The sequence below is a fragment of the Thalassospiraceae bacterium LMO-SO8 genome (assembly GCA_031655335.1).
Classification (GTDB): Bacteria; Pseudomonadota; Alphaproteobacteria; order Rhodospirillales; family Casp-alpha2; genus UBA1479.
On sequence record CP134226.1, the window covers coordinates 2,735,492 to 2,757,361 of the forward strand.

Annotated in this window: 18 protein-coding genes; 11 read left to right on the forward strand and 7 right to left on the reverse strand. The window is 59.0% G+C overall.

Annotation, left to right across the window (positions count from 1 at the left end):
- Positions 1-3: 3 nt before the first annotated feature.
- Both RJ527_13075 and RJ527_13080 read right to left on the reverse strand, forming a co-directional pair.
- On the reverse strand, positions 4-1,851 hold the full coding sequence (locus RJ527_13075) for an HAD-IIIC family phosphatase (protein ID WND74971.1): 1,848 nt from the start codon (positions 1,849-1,851) through the stop codon (positions 4-6).
- Complete coding sequence (locus RJ527_13080; protein WND74972.1) at positions 1,848-2,801, reverse strand: class I SAM-dependent methyltransferase; 954 nt, start codon at positions 2,799-2,801, stop codon at positions 1,848-1,850. The genes RJ527_13075 and RJ527_13080 overlap by 4 nt, the downstream gene beginning before the upstream one ends.
- A gap of 267 nt (positions 2,802-3,068) precedes the next feature.
- On the opposite strand from RJ527_13080, the gene RJ527_13085 reads away from it, so the two are divergent.
- From RJ527_13085 to RJ527_13105, 5 genes are read left to right on the forward strand one after another with little or no spacing between them, the layout of a single operon-like run.
- Complete coding sequence (locus tag RJ527_13085) at positions 3,069-3,377, forward strand: hypothetical protein (protein ID WND74973.1); 309 nt, start codon at positions 3,069-3,071, stop codon at positions 3,375-3,377.
- A 44-nt stretch (positions 3,378-3,421) separates the two neighbouring features.
- Entirely contained in the window at positions 3,422-4,147 is a 726-nt protein-coding gene (locus tag RJ527_13090; GenBank protein WND74974.1) for an SDR family oxidoreductase, read from the forward strand.
- Positions 4,148-4,200: 53 nt separating this feature from the next.
- Complete coding sequence (locus tag RJ527_13095) at positions 4,201-4,842, forward strand: MBL fold metallo-hydrolase (GenBank protein WND74975.1); 642 nt, start codon at positions 4,201-4,203, stop codon at positions 4,840-4,842.
- Positions 4,839-5,843 carry a ketoacyl-ACP synthase III gene (locus RJ527_13100; GenBank protein WND74976.1) on the forward strand — a complete coding sequence of 335 codons (1,005 nt, stop codon included), beginning with the start codon at positions 4,839-4,841 and terminating at the stop codon, positions 5,841-5,843. The genes RJ527_13095 and RJ527_13100 overlap by 4 nt, the downstream gene beginning before the upstream one ends.
- Positions 5,840-7,126, forward strand: a complete 1,287-nt coding sequence (locus RJ527_13105) for an SDR family oxidoreductase (GenBank protein WND74977.1) — start codon at positions 5,840-5,842, stop codon at positions 7,124-7,126. Before RJ527_13100 ends, RJ527_13105 begins: the two co-directional genes overlap by 4 nt.
- A 71-nt stretch (positions 7,127-7,197) precedes the next feature.
- On the opposite strand, the gene RJ527_13110 is transcribed toward RJ527_13105, so the two are convergent.
- Positions 7,198-8,484, reverse strand: coding sequence for a DUF4910 domain-containing protein (locus RJ527_13110; protein WND74978.1), 1,287 nt, complete (start codon positions 8,482-8,484; stop codon positions 7,198-7,200).
- A 256-nt stretch (positions 8,485-8,740) separates the two neighbouring features.
- On the opposite strand from RJ527_13110, the gene RJ527_13115 reads away from it, so the two are divergent.
- Positions 8,741-9,502 (forward strand): class I SAM-dependent methyltransferase, encoded by a 762-nt coding sequence (locus RJ527_13115; protein ID WND74979.1) that lies wholly within the window; start codon positions 8,741-8,743, stop codon positions 9,500-9,502.
- Between the two features lie 30 nt (positions 9,503-9,532).
- Here the strand turns inward: RJ527_13115 and RJ527_13120 are convergent, their stop codons facing one another.
- Complete coding sequence (locus RJ527_13120; GenBank protein ID WND74980.1) at positions 9,533-9,991, reverse strand: flagellar biosynthesis repressor FlbT; 459 nt, start codon at positions 9,989-9,991, stop codon at positions 9,533-9,535.
- Between the two features lie 575 nt (positions 9,992-10,566).
- Between RJ527_13120 and RJ527_13125 the strand changes: the two genes are divergently transcribed.
- The 3 genes from RJ527_13125 to RJ527_13135 all read left to right on the forward strand — a co-directional run bounded on the left by RJ527_13125 (position 10,567) and on the right by RJ527_13135 (position 14,951).
- Positions 10,567-11,835, forward strand: coding sequence for a flagellin (locus RJ527_13125; GenBank protein WND74981.1), 1,269 nt, complete (start codon positions 10,567-10,569; stop codon positions 11,833-11,835).
- Between the two features lie 323 nt (positions 11,836-12,158).
- On the forward strand, positions 12,159-13,430 hold the full coding sequence (locus RJ527_13130) for a flagellin (protein WND74982.1): 1,272 nt from the start codon (positions 12,159-12,161) through the stop codon (positions 13,428-13,430).
- A gap of 150 nt (positions 13,431-13,580) precedes the next feature.
- Positions 13,581-14,951, forward strand: a complete 1,371-nt coding sequence (locus RJ527_13135) for a tetratricopeptide repeat protein (protein ID WND74983.1) — start codon at positions 13,581-13,583, stop codon at positions 14,949-14,951.
- Here the strand turns inward: RJ527_13135 and RJ527_13140 are convergent.
- Complete coding sequence (locus RJ527_13140; protein ID WND74984.1) at positions 14,948-16,942, reverse strand: DUF115 domain-containing protein; 1,995 nt, start codon at positions 16,940-16,942, stop codon at positions 14,948-14,950. The two genes, RJ527_13135 and RJ527_13140, sit on opposite strands and share 4 nt — an antisense overlap.
- A gap of 212 nt (positions 16,943-17,154) precedes the next feature.
- Here RJ527_13140 and RJ527_13145 point away from each other — a divergent pair, with 212 nt between their 5' ends.
- Together RJ527_13145 and RJ527_13150 are read left to right on the forward strand one after the other, a co-directional pair.
- On the forward strand, positions 17,155-18,057 hold the full coding sequence (locus RJ527_13145; protein ID WND74985.1) for a hypothetical protein: 903 nt from the start codon (positions 17,155-17,157) through the stop codon (positions 18,055-18,057).
- 281 nt (positions 18,058-18,338) lie between these two features.
- A complete protein-coding gene (locus RJ527_13150) occupies positions 18,339-19,181 on the forward strand; it encodes a hypothetical protein (protein WND74986.1) in 843 nt (280 codons plus the stop codon).
- A gap of 61 nt (positions 19,182-19,242) precedes the next feature.
- Here the strand turns inward: RJ527_13150 and RJ527_13155 are convergent, their stop codons facing one another.
- Both RJ527_13155 and RJ527_13160 read right to left on the reverse strand, forming a co-directional pair.
- Complete coding sequence (locus RJ527_13155; GenBank protein WND74987.1) at positions 19,243-21,219, reverse strand: tetratricopeptide repeat protein; 1,977 nt, start codon at positions 21,217-21,219, stop codon at positions 19,243-19,245.
- A 56-nt stretch (positions 21,220-21,275) separates the two neighbouring features.
- Positions 21,276-21,779: a flagellar biosynthesis regulator FlaF gene (locus RJ527_13160; protein ID WND74988.1), complete on the reverse strand. Its 504-nt coding sequence runs from the start codon at positions 21,777-21,779 to the stop codon at positions 21,276-21,278.
- Positions 21,780-21,870: the final 91 nt, after the last annotated feature.

Below are 21,870 nucleotides of genomic sequence, written 5' to 3' on the forward strand. Positions count from 1 at the left end.
TCCTTACTGCTCGTCCCCGCCGTCGTTTCCGTCGGCGAGGTGAATCCAATCCGGGATTTTTATATCCTGGCCGCCCAGGTCCAGGCGCCACGATGTTCCTTCGCCCTGTTCGGGAAATTGCGCAAATCCCCGCTTGGCGTAGAAGTCCGCGACCTGCTCATTCTTCTTGGTGGGAAGATAGGTGCCGACAATTTCCTGATAACCGTTCATCGCGGCATCTTTGGCGATGCGCGCCATCAGGGTATCCTCGGCACCGCGCCCCAGCGCCCGGCAAGACATCAGGAAGGTGTCAATCTCCAGGCGTTCTCCGTTCTCTTGCGGCTTGGTTATGGCGACGCCGATCAGGCCGATGTCAGAGACCTTGTCACGAAGTTTCAGGTAATAGACGCCCGTGTCCGGCGCCGCGAGGAAGCGTTCGATATCGCCTTCCGTATAGCGGCGGGTGGTCAGGTTGAATTGATTGGTTTTCTGGGTCAACTGCGCGACCCGCCCGATCTCGCGCGGGCCCGGCACGCCGATCGTGGCGACGATTTCCAGGCTGCGTAGGTAATCCTCCAACGATTCCGCGGTGCTCACCATCCGCTTGCGGGTGCGTTCGGCGGCCATCATCTCGCTGCGCTTGGCATCCTCCGCCGACAGGGTTGGCGTGTCGAAGAAGGCGCGGTCCGTCAGAAGGGTGCGGAAACCCGAGGGATCACCCGACACATGCAGGACGGCGACTTCCGGAACGGCCTGACGGATGAAGTCGCATTCGAAGGCGTTGTCATCCGCGAATACGAGCGCGTCGATGCCGATGTTCAATTCCTCGGCGATGCGCCGCAGGTTCGTCGCCTTGTCGTCCCAGTTGATCTGCGTGGCGACGAAATGCTCCTCGCGCAGGAGCATGTCCGGGTGTTCGCGCAGGACCTCGAGAACGTCCGGTTCATTGTTCTTCGAACAGATCGCCAGCATGACGCCGCGCCGGCGCAGGTTCAGGGCCTCGCGCTGAAAAGCTTGGTAGGCAGCACTAACCTTGATGCCGTCAAGGCCGTCCTCGCCGACAATTCCACCCCATAGCGTTCCGTCGCAATCGAGAACCAAGCATTTGCGGACCTGCCCGAACAACACCCGCAACAACGCCCCGTAATGGTCGCCGAGGGGGGCAAGAATTTCCGCCGAAAGCGGGGCCCGGGCGGCGTTCCAATGGCGGTCGTTAACGGCATGCCGGTACCCATGGGCCGCGAACAGGCTGAAGTAATCGACCCAATAGACATCGGTGATCTGCTTTGCCGCGGCGATCAGCGCCTGGTTCAGGCGGATCAGCGCATGGGTTTGATAGCAGGTGTCCTGTGCATCGAGAATGCCCATGGCGGGCGCGGCGGGAAGCGGGAAATTGTTGATCAGGATCGGGGCGTTGCTTTGACGCCGGATGGCGGAGAGCAACATCACCGTATCCTGGCACAGCCGGTCAATTTCCGTGGCGACGTCCTGCGCGGTCAGTTCGGGAAACGCCGTCGCCAGTTGCGGGGAAAGGGTTTCCAACCAATTGGCGATGATGATCGCATCGGGGTTGTGCCGGTAAAGTCCGGCATCGGGATTATGGACCTCGGCCGCGGAGGCATCGAAATCGGCGACATAGGTTTCCGGACGTCTGCCGCATAACAGGACCTGGGCCTCGATTGCCGGCAAAACCGGCTCGATTGTGAAATTCCGCAAAACCGCCAGACGATAGGGCGGGAATCGATCCTCGGGCGCGGCCTCCTTGGCGTTCGCAAGGGCCGAATAGGCAACATATCCGGGGTCCCGGCGCGCGCGGTCGAGGGCGGCCTCAAACGGCGACGGCGGCTTCGCGGCGACGTCGTCCGGCATCATGCGTGCTCCAGCAGCGCGCAATAATTGACGGTCACCAATTCCTCTTCCCACTTTTCCTCGGGAATGTTCTCTGCCGCGAGAGCCAAATCGTGGCGGATGCGGAACCCGGACTCGGCCATCAATTGCCGGATCTCGGCAGCGGAATGGAAATGGTAGACATGATCCAGCGCGGGGCAGTTCGCACAGGTCGACATGTAGACGGTGCCGCCTGGGGCCAGAAGTTCTTTGGTCCGGTCCATGAAGGCTCGTGCATCGTTCACGTGTTCGAGAACCTCGCCCATGACGATGAAATCGAAATCTTGGCCGCCGACGTCGGTGGTCAGGTAGTCGCCGTGCACGATCTTCAGCCGGTCGAGGTCGGCCTGGAAGGTCCGAAGAGTTTCCTTCGCGATGCGGATCGAGGTTTCGCTGATGTCAACGGCGGTTCCATGGATGTTGGGATAGCGCGACAGCATGGTCGAGGAGAACAGGCCGTGGCCGAGGCCGATTTCCAGATAGCGGCCAGTATTGGCGGGGGGCAGGTGTTCCAGGAAAAAACGGAACAATGCGTAATGGTTCGGCCAGAACATGTACGAAACCAAGAGGCCGATCATGTAATAGCGCATGACACTCAGGTCATTGTAGACGTGGGTCTGTGCCAGGCAGGAATTGTCGATCCGGTACTTCCCTGATTTCTTGAAGCGGATCTGTTCCGACAGGAAGTCCATGCACATCTTGTTGTATGCCCGGGCGGCCTCTGCTCGGGCGGTGTCGTCGGTCATGAAACTGTGGTTGAGAATTCGGCTCAGGCCTTCGGCGAAGGCCCAGTATTCCGGCCCGCGGGTCGCCAGGAAACCTTCGATTCGCTTCTTTTGAAGCGGGTTTTCACTGGCGATCAGATTGATAATCCGTGTCAATTCGGGGCAATCGTCTCTGCCTTGCGGCGCTTTGTCGGCGGCCATGGATGTCATGTCTGAGCCCTAAAATTCCTGCAAAGGCCGAATTGAGGTTTCGGCTGTCATGCCATGGTGGATGGGATATGGCCTGAAATCATTGCGCCCGACCGGGCGTTATGAAGCCGAGCGTTACGAAGATAGAACCACAATCCGATTCTAACGAAATGTTCACCTTTCTCCCCTCCGATATCGCGTGGCAATTAAACCAAATGTTAGTTGCTAAAGTCTTACCCTACAGGATACTAGCAAGCACCCGTGAGAACCGGAAGGAGCGACTCCGAGATGATCGACAAGCAGAAGGCGATGGCCCTTATTCAGGACAGCCTGGACAGTTTGAACCGCTCCGGCACAATCAAAAACGCCATCGCCGTCGATGGCGAGACGGTCCTGATGGGAAGCGGCGCAGACAGTGGCCTTGATTCCCTTGGCTTCGTCACCTTCATCATGGATCTGGAAGACCGGCTGATGACGGCGATCGGGGCCGATTGCGCCATCGTTCTGACCGATATCCAGGGGTTTGACATCAACAGCCCGACACTGACGGCGGGCATTCTTGCGGACCATGTCGTGGGGCTTTCCGCAGGCGCCTGATCCGCATGGCGTGACGGCGGCGTGGCGTAGAGGTTGGGGGCCATATGGCTGACACAGACCAAGGCAAAAAGGTGGTGGTCGTCACCGGTGCCAGCCGGGGGCTCGGTCGGGCATTGGCCGAACACTTTTTGGCAAGGGGTTATGTAGTCGCCGGCTGTAGCCGCGGGGAGGCGACGATCTCCGATCCCGCCTACCATCACTCGACCGTCGACATCCGTAACGAAGGCGACGTCCAGGCCTGGGCGCGGGCGCTGCGCCGCGAACTTGGCGGTGTCGACATCCTTATCGCCAATGCCGGTCTGGCCCGTTCGGCTCTGTACCTGTCGCTGACTCCGGGAGACGTCTTTGACGACTTTTTGCGCGTCAATTTCGCGGGCGTGTTCTACAGCCTGCGGGAGATCAGCAAACTGATGCTGCGGCGGGAGAATGCACGGATATTGACGATTTCTTCGACCATGGTGCCTCTGCATCAGGAAGGCACGGCCTGCTATTCCGCGACCAAGGCCGCGGTCCAGGAAATGACCAAGGTTCTGGCCAAGGAATTGGCGCCGCAAGGCATCACCTGCAACGTCATCGCGCCGGCGATGATGGATACGGAGGCGTCACAGGAACTGGCCAAGGATAACGATTGGAAGGAGCGGATGCTGCGGCTACAGACCATCCCCCGGGTGATCGCCATGGAGGAAGTCTGCCACGTCGCGGACTTTTTCGTTTCGCCCCAAAGCGCCGCGATTACCGGCCAAGTCATCTATATCGGGTTGGTTGATTGAACTCCATGGGGCCTGATCGAGAATGCCAGGTCGGGGACTACCGGATCGCTACGGTGAAAACCGGCCGTTGGAAGGAAAACGCCTATGTCGTTCAGCATGTGCCGAGCGGCGAGGCCGTCCTGGTCGATCCCGGCGACGATGCGGAACGCATCATGGGCGTCATCGCGGCGTTTGACGCGTCGCCCCGCGTGATCCTGCTGACCCATGCCCATTTTGACCACATCGGCGCCTTGGATGCCTTGTGTCGTGAATACGGTCTGCCGTTCCACATGCATGGCCGCGACCTGCCCCTGCTGCGTCGTGCATCCCTCTATGCCATGAGCTTCGAGCGCCGGGTCATCACCGTGCCCGACGCGCATGTGCCGCTGGAAGGGGCGCGGCTTGATTGGAAAGGGGCTCCGATTTCCTATGTCCATACGCCGGGCCATACGGACGGCGGCGTGTGTTACCATTGGAACGGCTTATGTTTTACCGGGGACACGTTGATGAAACGCTTGATCGGCCGCACGGATTTACCGGGGTCGAGCGGCGTGGGTTTGTCTGAATCGATCACCCGTTTGCTCGAAACCTTGGCCCCGGAAACGTTGATGTTCCCGGGACACGGCGGCACCTGGACCGTGGCGGAAGCCCGGGAATGGTGGGCGGTGAACCAGGCCGATCCGCCGGAATACTTGATGGAGGGGTTTGGGCGATGACGCGTGACCGGGACTACGGCGTCGGTGTCGTCGGTGTCGGGAAGTATCTGCCCGACGGCGTCCTGAGCAACGCGGACCTGGAAAAATCCAGCGGCATGTCGGCGGCCGATATCGAGGCCAAGACCGGCATCCGCACCCGCCGGATCGTCGGCGACGACGAAACGGCCTCGGAAATGTCCGCCGCCGCCGCCCGCGACGCCTTGGCCATGGCGGGCATTGGCCCGGAGGATCTGGGCCTGATCATCACCTGCACCTTCACCGGCGACTACGTCTATCCGGCCGTGTCCTGCCGCATCCAGGACATCCTGGGGGCCTACAACGCGGGCGCCTTCGACATCATGGCGAACTGCACCGGCTTCCAGGTCGGGCTCGGCGTCGCGGCCGACCGCATGCTGGCCGACCCGACCATCGACTACGTCCTGGTCATGGGCACGGCCCTGCAGTCGCGCTTCATCGACCGCACCGACGCCGCCTCGGCGATGTATTTTGGCGACGGCGCCGGGGCCGCCGTGCTCGGCCGCGTCGATGCCGGCTACGGCATCATTGCCAACGATGTCACGGCCAACGGCCGGGTGTTCGATGCCGTGCGCCTGCGCGGCGGCGGATCGTCATTTCCCATGCGCGCCGACAATGTCGACCAGGGCCTGCAGTACTATGAAATCCAGGGTCTGGAAGTCTGGAAGCAGGTCGTTCAGAATCAGCCGGTCTCCATGCGTCGGGCGTTGGCCAAGGTGGATATGACCGTGGAGGACGTGGATTTCTTCGTCTTCCATCAGGCCAATCTGCGGCTGATCGAATTCCTCATGGGGAAATTGCGCCTGCCCATGGAAAAGACGGTGATCAACGTGGACGAATACGGCAACACGGCGGACGCTTCGCAGGCCATCGCCCTGTGTGATGCGGTCAGTCAGGGACGGCTGAAGCGCGACGACATCGTGATCGTTTCCGGCGTCGGCGCCGGCTTCATTTTCGGCACAACCGTCATGCGGTGGCAGGGATGAGCTACAAGCGCGAAGATAGCGAAGCGAAGGAACTGCACCTGGGCGACCTGGCGCCGGGCTACACGGCCGAGTTGAACCATCAGGTAACGCAGGCGGATGTCGATGCCTTCGCCGCCTTGACCGGCGATTTCAACCCGATCCACCTGGATCCGGAGTTCGCCCGCGCCACCTCGTTCGGCAAACCGATCGTGCACGGCATGCTGACCTCGGCCTTCATCTCCACCATGGTGGGCATGCTGTTGCCGGGGAAGGGGGCGTTGTGGACGTCCCAGACTCTCAATTTCGTGCGCCCGGCCTTTGTTGGAGACACGATCACCGTGCGCTCGGAGGTCACGCAGGTTTCGCCCGCGACGAGGACACTGGTCGCCAAGGTGACGATCACCAATCAGAACGGCGCCATCGTGGTGACCGGCGACTCGACGGTTCGTCTCCTCGGTGAGGCCGAGGGTGAAACGGCGCCACCGAAATCGGCGGCCGGGAAACCGGCTTCCGCGATAGCGCCGCGGCCTGACCTTGCGGGTAAGGCGAAAGAAACAGCGGGTTCCGTCGTGCTGGTGACCGGGGGCAGCCGGGGAATTGGCGCGGCGACGGCATTGGCCCTGGCGGCGGACGGTCATGCGGTGGCCGTCAACTTCCTGCGGGATGCCGAAGCCGCCGATGGGGTGGCGCGCCAGATCACGGCGGCGGGTGGCCGGGCCGTGACCGTTGGGGCGGACGTTTCCAACATGGCTGCGGTCGATGCCCTGTTCACGGAAATCGAGGCGACGTTGGGTGCCGTGACCGGCATTGTCCATTGCGCGGCACCGGAACCGGTGCCGCAGCCGTTCGGCGACGTCGGATGGGACGATTTCGAGAAACAATTCCGGGTCCAGGTCGGCGGTGCTCACCATTGCGCCAAACGGGCCATTCCGGGCATGGCGGCCTCGGGGCTGGGCGGGGCACTGGTGTTTCTGGGATCGATCTACGGCGACAGTGCACCGCCGCCGCAACAATCGGCCTACGTGGCGGCGAAGGCCGGGCTGGCTGGGCTGACCCGCTCGCTGGCGTCGGAATTCGGCCCCCAGGGCGTGCGTGTGAACCTGGTGGCGCCGGGTATGACCAACACGCAGATGATCGCCAACCTACCGGACAAGGCCAAGATGCTGGCGAAAATGAACACGCCCTTGCGCCGTCTGGCGGAGCCAGAGGACATCGCCAGGGTTATTGCCTTCCTGATCGGGGACGGCGGGCGGCATATTACCGGCGAGACAATCCACGTATCAGGCGGTGTCACCATGGGATGATTTCGCCCCCGTGTCCGTCCGGGGCCGATCGTATTCTCTGAATTCTATACGGTATCGAGCCGCCGGTGGCCTCAGACGGCGTCGGCGTCCACGATCAGGCCGGCCTTCTTGAAGGCCGAGACGCATTCGTCGAACGCGAAGATCGGCAAATCGAACCAGTCGGCGATTTCCAACAGATCCTGTTCGCCGTCGACCGACGGCATCAGCGCGTAATAGGCCTCGCCGATGATGGTCGCGTTGCCGCCGACACCGGCGCCGTGCTGATAGGGGAAGACACCGTAACGGGACAGGAAGGGGGTCGCGGTATAGGTGCCCTTGTAGCGGCGCGCGCGATCGACGGCCATGCAGGCGGCCCAGCCGATTTCCAAGGTGCCAAGCAGATTGTCGGCCGACACGAGGTCGAGATTGTCCGCTGAAGAATGATATTCGGGGTATCCTCCTTCCGTGCTCGACCCGGCGCGGGTGATGTTGGCGATTGGCAGGTCGACGCCGATCGAGTTGAAATGCATGGGATCGGAGCCGCCGAAAATATTGAATTTCCGGGAATTGATTTCCTGGCCGCACAGCAGCATGGCGTGATGGGCGGCCCGGTCGAAGACCGAATTGTTCCGTTTTGTGCGGTCAATGCGGACCGGCCGGTCGTCGCCGCAAATTCCGAACTGGTATCCGCCGATGGTCTTGGCCAGGCGATCCGGATATTTGTCGATATAAGTGATCGGCCCGATCGTTTCCGGCCAGATCACCAGCCGGTACGAATAGTACCGATCCGGCACCTGAGCCAGCAGCCGAAACAGTTCGGCCGCGACGACACAGCCGCTGAGGTTGTCGTTGGCGCCCCTGGGGTGGCAGAGATAGCTGGAAATCAGAATTTCGGTCTCGACCTCGCCGGGCAGGTAGTATTCACCCATGCGGAGGAAACCTTGGTTGTGTTCGGTGTCGATCTTGACCTTGTATTTTCCGGGTTTCAGGCGCTGCAGCATGTTGTCCGGCATGCAAAGGCCCCAGGCTTTTCGAAAGTAGGCCTGGCGCAGGGGGACGGCATCCGGCAGGTAAGGCATGGTCACCACATGCTCGAGAAGTTCGTCCTTGTCGACCTCCCCCTCGAACGGCTGCGAATAGATCCAAACGCTATAGGGCTCCTTGGCGAAATCCAAGATCCGGTTGCCGTCCGGGTCTTCGACCCAAGCCTCGTTGACCTTGAATTCCGGGGGGATGGTCCAATCGAGAACCTCTGCGCCCGTCGGGAATTCGACAATCTCGAGCGGCAGGTATTTCCGCATGACCTCAAGGGATTGCAGGAAGCCCGGGCCGCAGAGAGAACGATAGACCGGGAACAGTTCCTCCATCTGCGCCCACATGGACTTCCGGTTTTCTGGGCCGGGTGGAATCAGTCCGGAAAACGTCTGTCGCCAATCCTCGGATCCACGCATTTCGGTCTCTGCCTTTTAAAGATCAATCGCGTCCTCGCGCAGGGTCTGAAGCCAACGCGAAGGTCGTATTGAATTAGGCGTTCCGGTTTAATATCGCGTTAATCCTAAACGCCGTAAATTCTCGACGATGTCTGAGGGCCGGGCACTCCGTCGGGACGAGCCCCAATATTCGATAGGAAGCAGCATGAGCGACGATAAGACTTACCTCGACTACACGTCGGATGCCGAAGGAATGGCGCTTTACCTGAAAAACCAGGAAAAGTTCGTAGAAGAGCCTCGGGAGTCCGACAAGGTTCTCCTGTCCCTGATCGGAAAGACCCTGGTTGAAATGGGGGCCGACGCGGAGGGGGCCCGGCTGCTCGACGCGGGCTGTTCGACCAGCAGCTTCCTCGGCCATGTGAAGGCCGCCTTTCCTGGCCTCAGTCTTTCAGGCATCGACATTGCCCCCAGCGTGATCGAAAGCAACCGCAAGAACCCCCGGCTGACGGGCATCGAGTTTTCCGAAGTCGATATGACAGTCATGCAGTTCGATGAGCCCTTCGACATCATCGTCTGCAACCGATCCATGATGTTCTTCGACACGCCGGTATTCCACACGGTGGTCAAGAACATCGCTAAGGCCCTGCGTCCGGGCGGGCGTTGGATCATGTTGGACTACATGAATCCCTTTGAACAGGAACTGACCATCGACGACGTGTCGGTCTGGTATCCGGAGGGCAATAGGCTGCATATGCGCAGTTACAAGACCTTCCGCGGCAGCCTCCAGGAGGCCGGGTTCAAGGAGCCCGCCTTCATGCCTTTCGAAATCCCCATCGACATGCCGGAGCATCCGGATCCGTCGCAGATTTACACGCGAACGGTCACGACCACGGAAGGCAAGCGCTTGCAGTTCCGGGGGGCGATTTATCAGCCCTGGTGCTTCCTGGTAGCCGATACCCCTGCGTAGGGCAGGGCGTCGATCGGAAAGAAGACGGGGTTACTCCGCCTTGCCGGCGACGGCTTCCTGTTCCGCAGCGCTCGTGGCCTCGTCGATTTCCTGCATCCGTTGCTCGAACCGGGCCACCGTATCCGACTCGTGCCGGATTAATTTCTGGGCCGCTTTCAGGGTGCGGTACTGGGTGCCTGTTTCCATCTGCGCCAGTATTTCATCGGCGATCGATTGCGCGCTGGGCGCGGCCGCGATGTACTGGTTCAGTAAATCCCGGCATTCAGCCAGATACTGTTCCGATTGAAGCGGGAAGATATATGCGCATTGCAGCGCATAATAGACGCGCGACGCCGGTGTCAGCTTCTCCGTTCCGGAAATAATGTCCTGTTCCCGGAGGATCGAGGCTTCGTTGTGAACCAGTAGCTTTGCGTTTGCGCCGACGTTTTCGATGACTGTTCCATTGATGATCATCTTATCGCCGGACTTGAAATCTAGTTTCAGGGGCATCCGTTGACATCGCCTCCCGACCGGGTAACTCGCGTGGACGATAGTGAGGAAGTTCCCGGGCTTGGTTAACTTGAATTTAGCCTTGCACAGTATAGTCGTTGTCGACTTACACCATCCAGCCGTCTTGCTGGGGCGACGGCGCGTGCTCGTTCGCCGCGATTTGGGCGAAGCGCTGAAATCCTTAAAATCTTACGGTTTTTCTAGGTTTGCGGGCGGTCTCGCCTCGCGCGGGGCGGTGGTGCGCCTGCGGGGCGGTGGCGGTGGGAACGGCCGCCGGGCTGGTCGGAATTGCTGAAAATGGGACAGAATCGGCCGGTCGATTCGCCCCTGGCGAGAGATGCTGTGGCCGCTCCGCAGGGCCGTTCCGGGCGGCGGCGGGCCGTGAAAACCGGCGTGCGAGGTGCGCGCGCATTCGATGGGTTTTTGTTCCTTGCGGTTTTTGTTTTGACAGGCGGGGAGGTGTCCGCGTATGCTCCGTTCCACGTGGAAGACCTAGAAAGGGTCTGATGCGGGGCTCAAGAATGAGTCTGTGAAAATCTACGGGGCCAGTCCCCAGCTTCAGAATGGAGTGAAAAATGTCTGACGTTACTCTTTCGTCCGCCGTGCGCGGATCGCTGCTTTCCCTTCAAAGCACCACTGACCTGATTGACCGGACAAACGGCCGTTTGTCTTCCGGTCTTCGCGTTGCCAGCCCGATCGACGATCCGGTGTCCTTCTTCTCGGCGAAAACCCTGAACGACCGTGCGTTCGACTTCGGCGAACGCAAAGACGGCATCGACCAGGGTGTTTCGACGGTGACGGCGGCGCTGGACGGCGTGGACGGCATCGACAGCCTGGTCCGTCAGCTTAAAGGTATTGCGAACTCCCTGAAATCGGCGACGGGTAGCCAATTTACCGACTTGGTCACCCAGTTCAACGACATCCGTGGCCAGATCGGTGACTTGGCCAGCGACGCTGAATATCAGGGCGTCAATCTGGTTGACGGCACGTCCGCAACCTTGACGGTGAACTTCGCCAACAACACCTCGTCGATCCTGACCGTCAACTCCACCAACCTGCGTCAATCGGGTCTCGGCATTGACGTGGCCGAACTCCGCACCGACTCCAAGGTGTCATACGCGGCCACGACGGGCACGACGATCACCAACACGGCGACCAACTTCTCGGCCATCACGTCGTTCTCCGACGCGGGCGGCACCTTCACGGTGACGTTTAACGGCACCGGTGAGCGTGTGTTCACCACGACCGGCGGCAACAGCCTGACCATTTCCTTCGGGACTGCCTCCTTCACGATCCGGGCGGCGACGAACGCCGACGTGACCATCACTCAGGGCGCCGTCATCACCCTGCAGGTTACGACGACGGTCAACGCTTCCGACTTCCTGGCCGCCACCAACTCCACGACGGCCGTCGAAATCAACCTGGATCAGACTTCCTTGCTCGCCGTGTTCACGGGCGGGGGTATCGTTCTCGGCACCGCCGCGGCGTCAACCGGGGCGATCACCCTGACCGACTCCTCGGGAACGTTCCAGGAAGTCGACTTCGTCGGTGAAGGCCGGACTGCCGACCTTGATGCCGTCATCACCGGTCTGGACAGTGCGTTGACGACGCTCCGGTCGGAATCCCAGAAGCTGGGCTCGAACGTGGCTCTGCTGCAGACTCGTCTGGATTTCACTGAGGCGCACATCAACACCCTGGAAGAAGGTGCGGGCAAGCTGACGCTGGCCGACCTGAACTCCGAAGGCGCCAACCTGTTGGCTCTGCAAACCCGGCAGCAGCTGGGTATTTCCGCTCTGGCCTTCGCCGGCCAGTCGGAACAGGGCATCCTGGCGTTGTTCAACTAAGCATAACCCGCTCCCGCGGCATCGGCCGCGGAGTTCGGATACGAATGCGGACCGCCGCCACCTTCGGGTGGCGGCGGTTTCGTTTTTGGTGCGCGTATGGGCCTGGATTCTGTACCGTTGCGCCGATAACCGTGCGTTCCGCCGTTTTCACGCGGGAAGGGATAAGGCTTGGAAATTTATTCTTTTTAAGGTGCTTTAAATCAAGATTTTGTTAACTACTGGCGTTTAGCCTAATATCAACCTCGTCTGCAGAATGCGCACGAACTTTCATTTTTTTTAGGTGGGTACGTAGAACACGCCACCGCTCCAGAAAGGCGCATACCATGTCGGATGTAACATTGTCGGCGGCTGTGCGGAATACGCTGCTGTCGCTGCAGAATACGACTGATCTGATTAATCGAACCAATAACCGCCTGTCTTCCGGGTTGCGTGTTTCCGGCCCGGTCGACGACCCGGTGGCCTTCTTCTCCGCGAAAGCTCTGAACGACCGTTCGTTCACCTTTACCGAGCGAAAGGAAGGTATCGATCAGGGGATTTCCACGGTCACGGCGGCCTTGGACGGCGTCGAGGGTATCGACAGTTTGGTCCGCCAACTCAAGGGGATTGCGAACTCCCTGAAATCGGCGAGTGGCGTTCAGTTCACCGACTTGGTCACCCAGTTTAACGAAATTCGCGGCCAGATCGGCGACTTGGCCAGTGACGCCGATTATCAGGGCCTAAACCTCATCGACAACACGTCGCAGTCATTGGCGGTGAACTTCGCCGACAATACCTCGAGCCTCTTGACCATCAATGCGGCCAACCTGCGTCAATCGGGTCTCGGCATTGACGTGGCCGAGCTTCGCACCGACTCCAAGGTGTCATACGCGGCCACGACGGGCACGACGATCACCAACACGGCGACCAACTTCTCGGCCATCACGTCGTTCTCCGACGCGGGCGGCAGCTTCACGGTGACGTTTAACGGCACCGGTGAGCGTGTGTTCACCACGACCGGCGGCAACAGCCTGACCATTTCCTTCGGGACCGCCACCTTCACGATCCGGGCGGCGACGAACGCCGACGTGACCATCACTCAGGGCGCCGTCATCACCCTGCAGGTTACGACGACGGTCAACGCTTCCGACTTCCTGGCCGCCACCAACTCCACGACGGCCATCTCGATCAACCTGGACGCGACGTCGCTACTCGCCGTTTACGGGGGCACGCAGGGCATCGTTCTCGGCACCGCCGCGGCGTCAACCGGTGGGATCACCTTGCTTGACTCTTCGGGGGCGTTCCAGGAAACCGACTTTTTGGCCGAAGGCGCGATCTCGGATCTCGACAACATTGTCGTGGATCTCGATGCGGCATTGGCTACCCTGCGCACGGAATCTCAGAAGCTGGGTTCGAACGTGGCCCTGCTACAGACCCGTTTGGACTTCACCGAATCCTATATCAACACCCTGGATGAAGGGGCGGGCAAGCTGACGCTGGCCGACCTCAATGCTGAAGGGGCCAACCTGTTGGCCTTGCAGACCCGGCAGCAGCTGGGTATTTCCGCTCTGGCCTTCGCCGGCCAGTCGGAACAGGGCATTCTGGCGCTGTTCAACTAATCCGGGTTTCCCATGCTGAACCGGGACGGTGAGGGCAATTTTCATTGTCCTCACCGTCCCGGGCGCCTGGGCGCTCTGTCCCGCTTTCGGCTTGTAACCCACGTCCAGCGCAGATGGTCGGATGTGACCTGACCGGCCAAGGGATGGCGAATGGCTTTCGAGCAGTTATTACTTCAGGGCAATCAATGGATCGAGCGCCAGGAGCCTCGGTCGGCGATCCCGTGTTTCATGCAGATTTTGCAGAGCGACCCGCGGCATGTCGGGGCTATGACCGGCTTGGCGAAAGCGACGCTACAGCTTAACGACCCAACCACGGCCTGGCAGATGTTGCAGACCGTTCTTGCGGCGGCGGCGCAGGATACGGACGTTCTGAATACCGCCGGAAATGTGAAGTTGGCCTTAGGCGAGATAGAGGAGGCGATCCGGCACTTCGAGGCGGCGCTGGCGCTCTGCCCGGATGAGCCGGGGATACTCCTGAACCTGGCGACCGCGGTTTGCGGGGGCGGTGATCTGGACCGGGCCGAGGCAATCTACCAACGCCTGGAAGCCGAAGGGCGGGCGACAGAGACCTCCAAATTCAACCATTCTCTGGTGCAGTTGTTGTGCGGACAGTTCGCGAAAGCCTGGCCCGGGTTTGAACTCCGCGGGCAGGCGGCAAACACGGGATTGGCCGGGCGAACATTCCCCGGTCAGCGATGGGACGGCAGGGAATCCCCCGGGGAAAGCCTGCTGATTCATGCGGAACAGGGGCTGGGCGACAACATCCAGTTCGTGCGTTATCTGCCACAGATTTCTCGGCGCGTCGGGCATGTCGTTCTGGAGGCGCCGAAGGCGCTGGTTGATTTGTTCGCGAACCTTCCGGGCGTTGATGAGATCGTTGTCATGGGCGAGGCGTTGCCAGACTGCACCCTGCACGCGTCGATCATGAGCCTTCCGGCGCTTTCAGGTACGGTTGAGGAGACAATCCCCGCCGATATTCCCTATCTTCCGGTCGTTTCCGACGCCGTCGCGACGTGGCGGGAAAGATTGGGGGCTGGCGACGGCCGCTTGCATGTCGGGCTGGTCTGGGCGGGGAACGCCGGGCATCGGCGCGATCGGGAACGCTCCTTGCCGCTGCGTACTCTTGCGCCGGCCTTGAAGATGGCGGACGGGGCCGTGTTCCATGCTTTTCAGATCGGCGAGCCGCTGGCGCAGGTCCACGCCGCCGCGGGAGAATTCGGTCTCGACATCAATGTTTTGTTTCCCGAGCCGCAACCCCTGACCGAGGTCGCCGCGGCACTGAGCGCGGTGGACCTGCTGATTTCCGTCGACACGGGATTGGCGCATCTCGCCGGGGCCATCGGCCGTCCGGTTTGGAACCTGATCACATATGTACCCGATTGGCGCTGGATGATGGGACGTGCGGATACGCCCTGGTATCCGACCATGCGTCTCTTTCGCCAATCCGCCGTGGGTGATTGGGATGCCGTCGTGACGGACGTGGGGACGGCATTGGCGATGGGGGCCGCCGGATCCGATTAGGGATTGGCGAGCGCCTCCAACTCCATGAACTCGCCCTGGTCGAGAACCGTAAGGTGCTTGATCGCGCGTTCCCGGCAGAGTTCCACGAGGTCGATGAATTCCTTGATGAACATGTCGTGGACTTTTTGACGGATTTCATCGTTCTGCGCCCGATGGGAGTAGTAGTCGCCTAAGATCAGAACCATGTTGAAGGTTCCGCGCAGCATCAGCGTGGAAAACTTCAGGTACCGATCATCCGCCGGCGGATGATAAAAAATCGAATTAAACTGAATGAATGGCTCCGTATCCTTGAAGTCGACCCAATTTTTTGCGACTTCGTGGACGTCGTCGGATGTGCGGTTGATCGCCCCGATGAGCAGGTCGATATTCCAGGCGGTATCGAAGTCTTCCTTGCTGAAGCGGGGGAAGGCCTCGATCATCGAGTGAACGATCTTGGATTTTTCGGTCGGCGGTTCGGGCAGGTCTACCGTTCGCGCCAGTTTCGGCGGCGCACCCTTGATCATCGCGCCGTTGCTGCAATTGAAGAACTTGATGTGCCGCGGCGCCATGTGAACCATCCTTTGGATGGAATCGAGCGCCCAGAACAGGCCGGTCGTCGTTCTTGCTTTGCCGCCGAAGTTGGCGGGGACCTCTACGTTGAACGGTGACTGGGGAATGATTGCGCCTTCGGTGTAGTGGTAGGAAACGGCGGCGTGGTGCTTGTCCGTTCCACGCTGTCCCATGTCGACGCCGAACAGGTAAATTTCGGAAAACCCGAGTTCCAGCACGAAGCCTAGACCTGCGTTCACGACCGTCGGGTCGAGGTTGTGAATGAAGTTTCGCACGTCGTCGGAAAATACGGGAAAGGGGCAAAGCGCAACCCGGTGATAGAACACCCGTTCCTTGAACATCGTTGCGGCCTCGATGTCCACGGTCGAAGCCGCGACGAGACAGATGTCGTCTATGTCGTGTTCCTCGGCAACGAATTCCAGGACCGTTGCGACCTCCAGGTTTTCCATTTCTACCTGGAAATCCGGCTTGATGCCGGCGGCCATGAGCGGGCCGAGCGCGGAGCCGCAGGAAATTACGACCCCGCGGTCGGCGTTTCGCTTTAGGTGTTCGATGGACTCATCCAGGGATGGGCCGCAGCCGACGACGAATGCGGGGCAGTCGCGGCGCGGGGTGGAGTCCGGGCGGAAATAGAATCGCGAGGTTCCGTCGGCCAAGTTGGTACGGGCGTTCCGGATCATCAGTTGTTCGTCGTAAAAGAAGCCGAGACCGGCCAGCAGCAGCGAGGCCTCCTGATTGAATTGCTTCGTGAATTCGTCGAAGGTGCTCGAAATGAAGTGTTGGTACACATAGGTGCCATCGACGGCCGTAACGGCAGTGCCGCGCACACGATGGCGCAGGCCGTCGATCAAGGCACGGACATCGTCGGAAATGAAGAAGAAGGTATCCCCGTTCCTTTCCTCCATCGTCGATATCAATTTGGCCCAATCATAGACTTCCAGGGATTGGTACAGCCCCTCGTAGTTGGCATCCATGATGATTATGTTTCGGCACTGGGTGCGTTCGACGAGCGCGTCCAGGTGAGGTGCGAGCCCGATGCCCTGCACGATCAGGTAGAAGGAGGGTTCAGACTGACGCTCAATTCTGAATTCTGCTCCGAGGTCCGCTCTTGCCTTGTCGAGAAAGCGTTCCACCAAGACGTTGCCGTAGGTATCCAGCGCTCCGGCTTGAAGTTCCGGCAAGGTAAGCCTGCTGGGTTTGTCCCAGAATTTCTTGAGTTGTTTCTCAGTGAAGCCGGTGATATCGCCGTCATAAAAGCGTTGCCCCATGAATTCAAGGTCGGGCGTTCCATCGTCATTGAATACCAAGGTAGCCAGGGGCTTGTGGGCTTCGATGGTGTCTGCCGTTGAGGGGTAGTAGCGTCTGAACGCCTCCATGTTCCGGGCGCGAAGAGCCTGTCGTTCTTCCAGGCTTGGCGGGGAACTGACAGCTTCTAAATCCATAGGCAAAAACTCTCGTGCTTAATAAAGGGGCCAGATTGCGGAAACGTGCATGTAAAGCAGTGTGTTCCCAATGCCGGCATCGTAGACGGCATGAGTATTAGAGGGTCAAGATTAATTCCCGATTAACCGCCCGTGCTCTATCGTGCCAGCTTATGAGCATATGGTGGGTCAACCGCGAAGCTCAGACCTCAGGATATTGAAGAGACCTTTCCATGGCCACGGTTTATGCCCACATCGGATCGGAGAAATGCGGTTCGAGTTTGATTGAGTTGATGCTTCTGAACAACCAGTCGATGCGTGACTTGTTGGAAAGCCAGGGGATCATCAGTGCCACGCAGTTTCATGTCGCCCTGCGAAAAGTTGTGGTGGGGACACAATGGGACGAGGGCATTCACGGCCGCCTCAAGGCGCAACTGCTCACGCCGCTTCGTATGTCCGGGAAGAATGTTTTTATTTCGGAAGAACTGCTGCTCAACCTTACGCATGAAAAAGAAAAACCCAATCCGCTGGATCTTCGGGTCTCGTTTTCAAAACGGTTATTGCAGGGGTTTGAGCAAATAAAGATCATCTTGATCGTGCGCCGCCAGGACAAGTTCATCGAATCTCATTACAATCAGCAGGTGAAACGAGGAGAAACCCGGGCCTTTGAAGAAGTCCTGGAGAACCTAACCCTCGACAACTATTGCTGGGACGTCATCGCCGACGCGTGGGCCGAGGGGTTCGGAAAAGACAACATCACAATCATTCCATTCGAGAGTTCGGTTTTGGAATCCGCCGAGGGCGGACCCAAGAATATTCTCTCTGCGGTCTGCCGGGTTATGGGCATCAATGTGGATATCCGCACGGACAACCTACCGATCGTCAACCCGAGTCTGCGCCCTGAACTGCTTAACGCGCAGCGCGAAATCAATGCGACGATGGACCGCGTGACGGCAGGAAAGGTTGCCGACATTCTCACAATGAAGGTCTTGAAAGTGCCGGGCGCCGCCCAGGGACTGTTTTCTCCCGAAGACCGGCAGCTCTTGTTGGATCGATATGCCGCATCAAACCGCCGGCTGTTCGAGAAGTATATCCCCCAGTGTTCTGTGGACGAATATTTGACGGCCGGGGATTAAGCTCATTACCTGATTTTTTTTATCTTCTTGTCTTGGTGTCGAGCTTGAACAAAGACGTTGGGAAGACGTCGGCGGGCTCCCTTCGGTAGAACGGCACGAGTTCATTTCCGTTTCCGAAACAGGAATCTATCTCACTGATATGTATAATATTTTTTTCTCGGGACGATGTGGAAGCCGTTTCCATCCCCTCGCTTTTTGGGCGACAAATTGATAGCGGACAAAGGGAAAGTGCAGTATAACAAAAAGTAAGTTTTTATATAGAGGCAGGGAGTGCAAGGCGGGTGAAGTTTTCGCCGACAGGTCTTGGGAATTTTGCAGCGGCGTTTGCGCAACGCTCGCTCGCGAGCCAGCGCATCGGTTTTGAATTGCGCTTCAACCAACTGCAGAACACCTTAATCGGTCGCTTCAACGAGGAGGTCGATAAGGCCAACGATACACCGCTCAATACCCAGCGCAAGATCAATACACTTCAGAAAAAGTCACAGGATTTAGTGGCCGCGCTGCCGGTCCTTCAGGAATACCGTCAGGGCAACACGAACAACAAAGGCCAGCTCGAGGCGTTGTTCGAGGAAATCACGGGCCTGTTTTCGACATTCAACCAGGACGCCACCGTTGACGCCGATGAGGTTGCCGCCTTCAACGCGCAGCGGGATGTGGTCGTCAATCGGCTTAATAATATTTTTGTGTTTTCCCATCCGGATATCAACGACGCCAATACCATCCAGCGCCTGAAGGATAACCTGGATACTCTGCGCGGTCTCGAGGTCGTGGCCGGGCCGCTGTCGGATCCTCAAAACCAAGCCGTCTCCGATACGTTGACGCGGTTCCAGACCGAGACCAGCATCGGTATAACCGTGACGCAGAACACGATCTCGACGACGTTGGATCTGGAACAGCGGATCGAATCCAAGTTCTCGTCCGCGGATGCGGAATTGTTGGAGTTGACGACGGAAGAGCAGGCGCGGCGCAACAAACAGATTGAGAATATGCAGATCGACCTTGGGAATCAGTTGCGGGCGATTTCCATTAGTTTCGAATTGAATGCCGCCTTCGCTGAATCCTTGCAGGCGCGCCTGACGAAAGCTCTGCCGCAGCCGGGTTCGGTTTTGAATCTGTTCTCTTGAGCAGCATTCGTCGCGAAGGTCTGAGCCACAGCCCTTCGCCGTTCTTATTAACAAACAAACGCTACGAGGTGGGGACTTCGCGCCCAAGCAGGCGCAAATAGGCCCGCTCGATGGAGCGCACATGCGGTTCCGGGTTGAACAGTAGGGCTTGACGCATTTCCTTGCGAAGGGTTCTCCGAATTTCAGACAGAGTGCCGACGTCGCTCAGGATATCAACCGTCAATTTGATCAGATCCGCCCGTGTTTCAGCGATCCAGCCTGGGCGGGCTCCCGTGTACACCACGCTTGCCCCCAGCCGGTCAAAAGGCCTTTCCCCCTTTAGCGAGAGGACGGGGACGCCCATCCATAGAGAATCCGCAATGATGCTCGGGTTTGCCCGGCGGCCGACATCGACGAATACATCGATGCTGTTCCAGTAGTCGGGGTCGACGATCATCTGGTCCGCGTATTTTTGCTCGGAAGACATTTCAATGCGGTCGGCAAGGTCGAATGCCTTAAGTTGGAATTTGATGCGGTTGAAGGCTTCCGGATCGACGACCGGGGTGGCGCCGGCGATAAGTCGTGCCTGTGGGATTTTATTGAGAATTTCGGCGAGCATCTCGGCTTCGTCCCGCATGATCGCTCCTGCGTCGCAGGATATGCCGATGGCGGGGGCGCCGGATTTCTCGACAGGCAGCTCACCGATGGCAGGCAAAGTTTTTCGAGGCTGATATGACAACAGGCCGAAGTCTACCTTGTGGGTCTTCTGGTCTTCACGTAATTCCTCCTTGGCCGCTGCGTCGGTGATATCGTCCGTCAGGACATAGTCGATGCCAGGCATGCCTAAGCCCATCCCCGCACCCCAGGCGCCAACCTGAATCTTGGCTGGGTGCATTTGCATGACTGTCGCGCGATTGTTTGCGTCATCGGTGCAAAGATCGATGAGAATGTCGATCTGGTCGCCGGTGATGATTACAGCCAGAAGTTCATCATCCAGATTGCCCACATAGCGCACGTTATCTGCGCTTGCGCGAAGCCGCTGAGTTGTCGAATCGCTGCCATGGGATTGCTGGTAGACGGTCACATGGAAACGCCGCCGGTCGTGCAACTGTAAAAAAGGCTCGACCATCCGAGTCTGGTCGCCGAACATGAACCTATTGGAAATGTAGCCTAACCTGATCTTCTCTTCGTCCGATCCGGTTCCGGTGTCATCATCAACGACGGCTTCTGGTGGCAGGCCGGGTGCATCTTTCAATCGGCGCTTGAGTTGCTGGTGCAACTCATCGATCATCTTGGCATGCCCCGGTGGCAGCGCCGAGGACCGCGCGAAAACCGCGGCGGCCAGCTCGATCGATTCCTTGTCCAGCTCCAAAGCGGCTTTGTGTTGCAGGGGGGCTTCCTCGAATTCGCCGAGCCGATAGCAAAGATTGCCCAATTTGAAGCGGGTGTCTGCGTCGTTCGGCTGAAGTTCGATGGCCTTCGACAAGTGCTGCAAGGCCTCGGTATAACGGCCCAATTCGCAAAGCGCGTCACCGTAATCACGGTGGCATTCGGGATTGTTCGGGTTGATTTTGAGTTCGCGCTCGAAATGCCGAATGCTGTCGAAAAATCTGCGGGCGTTATACTGCGACATGCCATGCAGGTAATTGACGGAGGGGCTTGCCGTCTTCAACGACGTGAAATAGTTCGAGAATCGAACCGGCAATAGACCTTCGATGGTCGGGTGCGGCATCAAGGTCATCGACAATTTCGCGTAAAACAGGCCTTCGTTGAGCCGTCCGACCTGCGTATAGAGATTGGCCAATGCCTCTGCGTACTCAAAGCATTCCGGGGCCAGGCTGGCCGCCTTCTCGAACAGTTCAAGGGCGCGGCCCAGCTCATTCATTTCAAGGGCGACCAAGCCGAGAAAATAGAAACTTTCCGGCCGAGTGTCGTCGATCATGACCAGGCGGTCGATGCCGGCCAGAGCACTTTCAGAATGTGCATTGCCGATCAGTTCAAGAACTTCGCGTGCAATGTCATCGTATTTCAGGGCAGCCTGATCATCAGGTCCTGTCATTCTTCCTAACCTCTAATCGACTGCTATCCACGGATGTGATTGCCGTATGCGGTTCGCTAGACATCCAGATCGATCGGTTTCGATCCGGACTGAGGGGGGCTAGCGGACGGCTCATCTGGCGCTTGGGCATTTCCAAGTTGCTCAGCCGGGGCCGCTTCGGTCTCTTTGCCCGCATTTTCAGGGACCTGGGCTAGACCAGCGGCGATGTTCCGGTTGATGTCGATAAGAACGGCAAGGGCCTCCGGCGTGGGTTTGGCCAGGGCGCCGACGGTGTGTTTGTCGACGAACTTGCATAAGGTCAGCATGTTGATACGGAGGTCGCTGGGAACCTCAGAATGTTCCAAGGTCAGTTCAGACTGAAAGATCGTCCACAGGCGCCAGTTCAAGCGAAGCGCCGCTTTTCGAGCGTCCTTCATCGTCTTCGGGTCGAGGTTGTCATCAATGATCGAGGCCGCCATCCGCTTAGCGGCTTCGATCAGCGCCCAAGCCTCGGTCTGCGCCGGGTTTCCGCCCACTGGCCGACGCTCGTATTTTTGAACTTGGTTCTTGTATGGAGGCATTTGTTCGTTGCACACCCAGAATTATAATAAGACACAACTTACCACGTGATCTTCGGAAAATTAAGTTGTCATAAGATTAACGGCAGCGGGC

Coding starts and splice junctions, on each gene's coding strand:
- RJ527_13075 (WND74971.1), bottom strand. CDS start 1,851: ATGATGCCGGACGACGTCGCCGCGAAGCCGCCGTCGCCGTTTGAGGCC.
- RJ527_13080 (WND74972.1), bottom strand. CDS start 2,801: ATGACATCCATGGCCGCCGACAAAGCGCCGCAAGGCAGAGACGATTGC.
- RJ527_13085 (WND74973.1), top strand. CDS start 3,069: ATGATCGACAAGCAGAAGGCGATGGCCCTTATTCAGGACAGCCTGGAC.
- RJ527_13090 (WND74974.1), top strand. CDS start 3,422: ATGGCTGACACAGACCAAGGCAAAAAGGTGGTGGTCGTCACCGGTGCC.
- RJ527_13100 (WND74976.1), top strand. CDS start 4,839: ATGACGCGTGACCGGGACTACGGCGTCGGTGTCGTCGGTGTCGGGAAG.
- RJ527_13105 (WND74977.1), top strand. CDS start 5,840: ATGAGCTACAAGCGCGAAGATAGCGAAGCGAAGGAACTGCACCTGGGC.
- RJ527_13110 (WND74978.1), bottom strand. CDS start 8,484: ATGTGGGCGCAGATGGAGGAACTGTTCCCGGTCTATCGTTCTCTCTGC.
- RJ527_13115 (WND74979.1), top strand. CDS start 8,741: ATGAGCGACGATAAGACTTACCTCGACTACACGTCGGATGCCGAAGGA.
- RJ527_13120 (WND74980.1), bottom strand. CDS start 9,991: ATGCCCCTGAAACTAGATTTCAAGTCCGGCGATAAGATGATCATCAAT.
- RJ527_13125 (WND74981.1), top strand. CDS start 10,567: ATGTCTGACGTTACTCTTTCGTCCGCCGTGCGCGGATCGCTGCTTTCC.
- RJ527_13130 (WND74982.1), top strand. CDS start 12,159: ATGTCGGATGTAACATTGTCGGCGGCTGTGCGGAATACGCTGCTGTCG.
- RJ527_13135 (WND74983.1), top strand. CDS start 13,581: ATGGCTTTCGAGCAGTTATTACTTCAGGGCAATCAATGGATCGAGCGC.
- RJ527_13140 (WND74984.1), bottom strand. CDS start 16,942: ATGGATTTAGAAGCTGTCAGTTCCCCGCCAAGCCTGGAAGAACGACAG.
- RJ527_13145 (WND74985.1), top strand. CDS start 17,155: ATGGCCACGGTTTATGCCCACATCGGATCGGAGAAATGCGGTTCGAGT.
- RJ527_13155 (WND74987.1), bottom strand. CDS start 21,219: ATGACAGGACCTGATGATCAGGCTGCCCTGAAATACGATGACATTGCA.
- RJ527_13160 (WND74988.1), bottom strand. CDS start 21,779: ATGCCTCCATACAAGAACCAAGTTCAAAAATACGAGCGTCGGCCAGTG.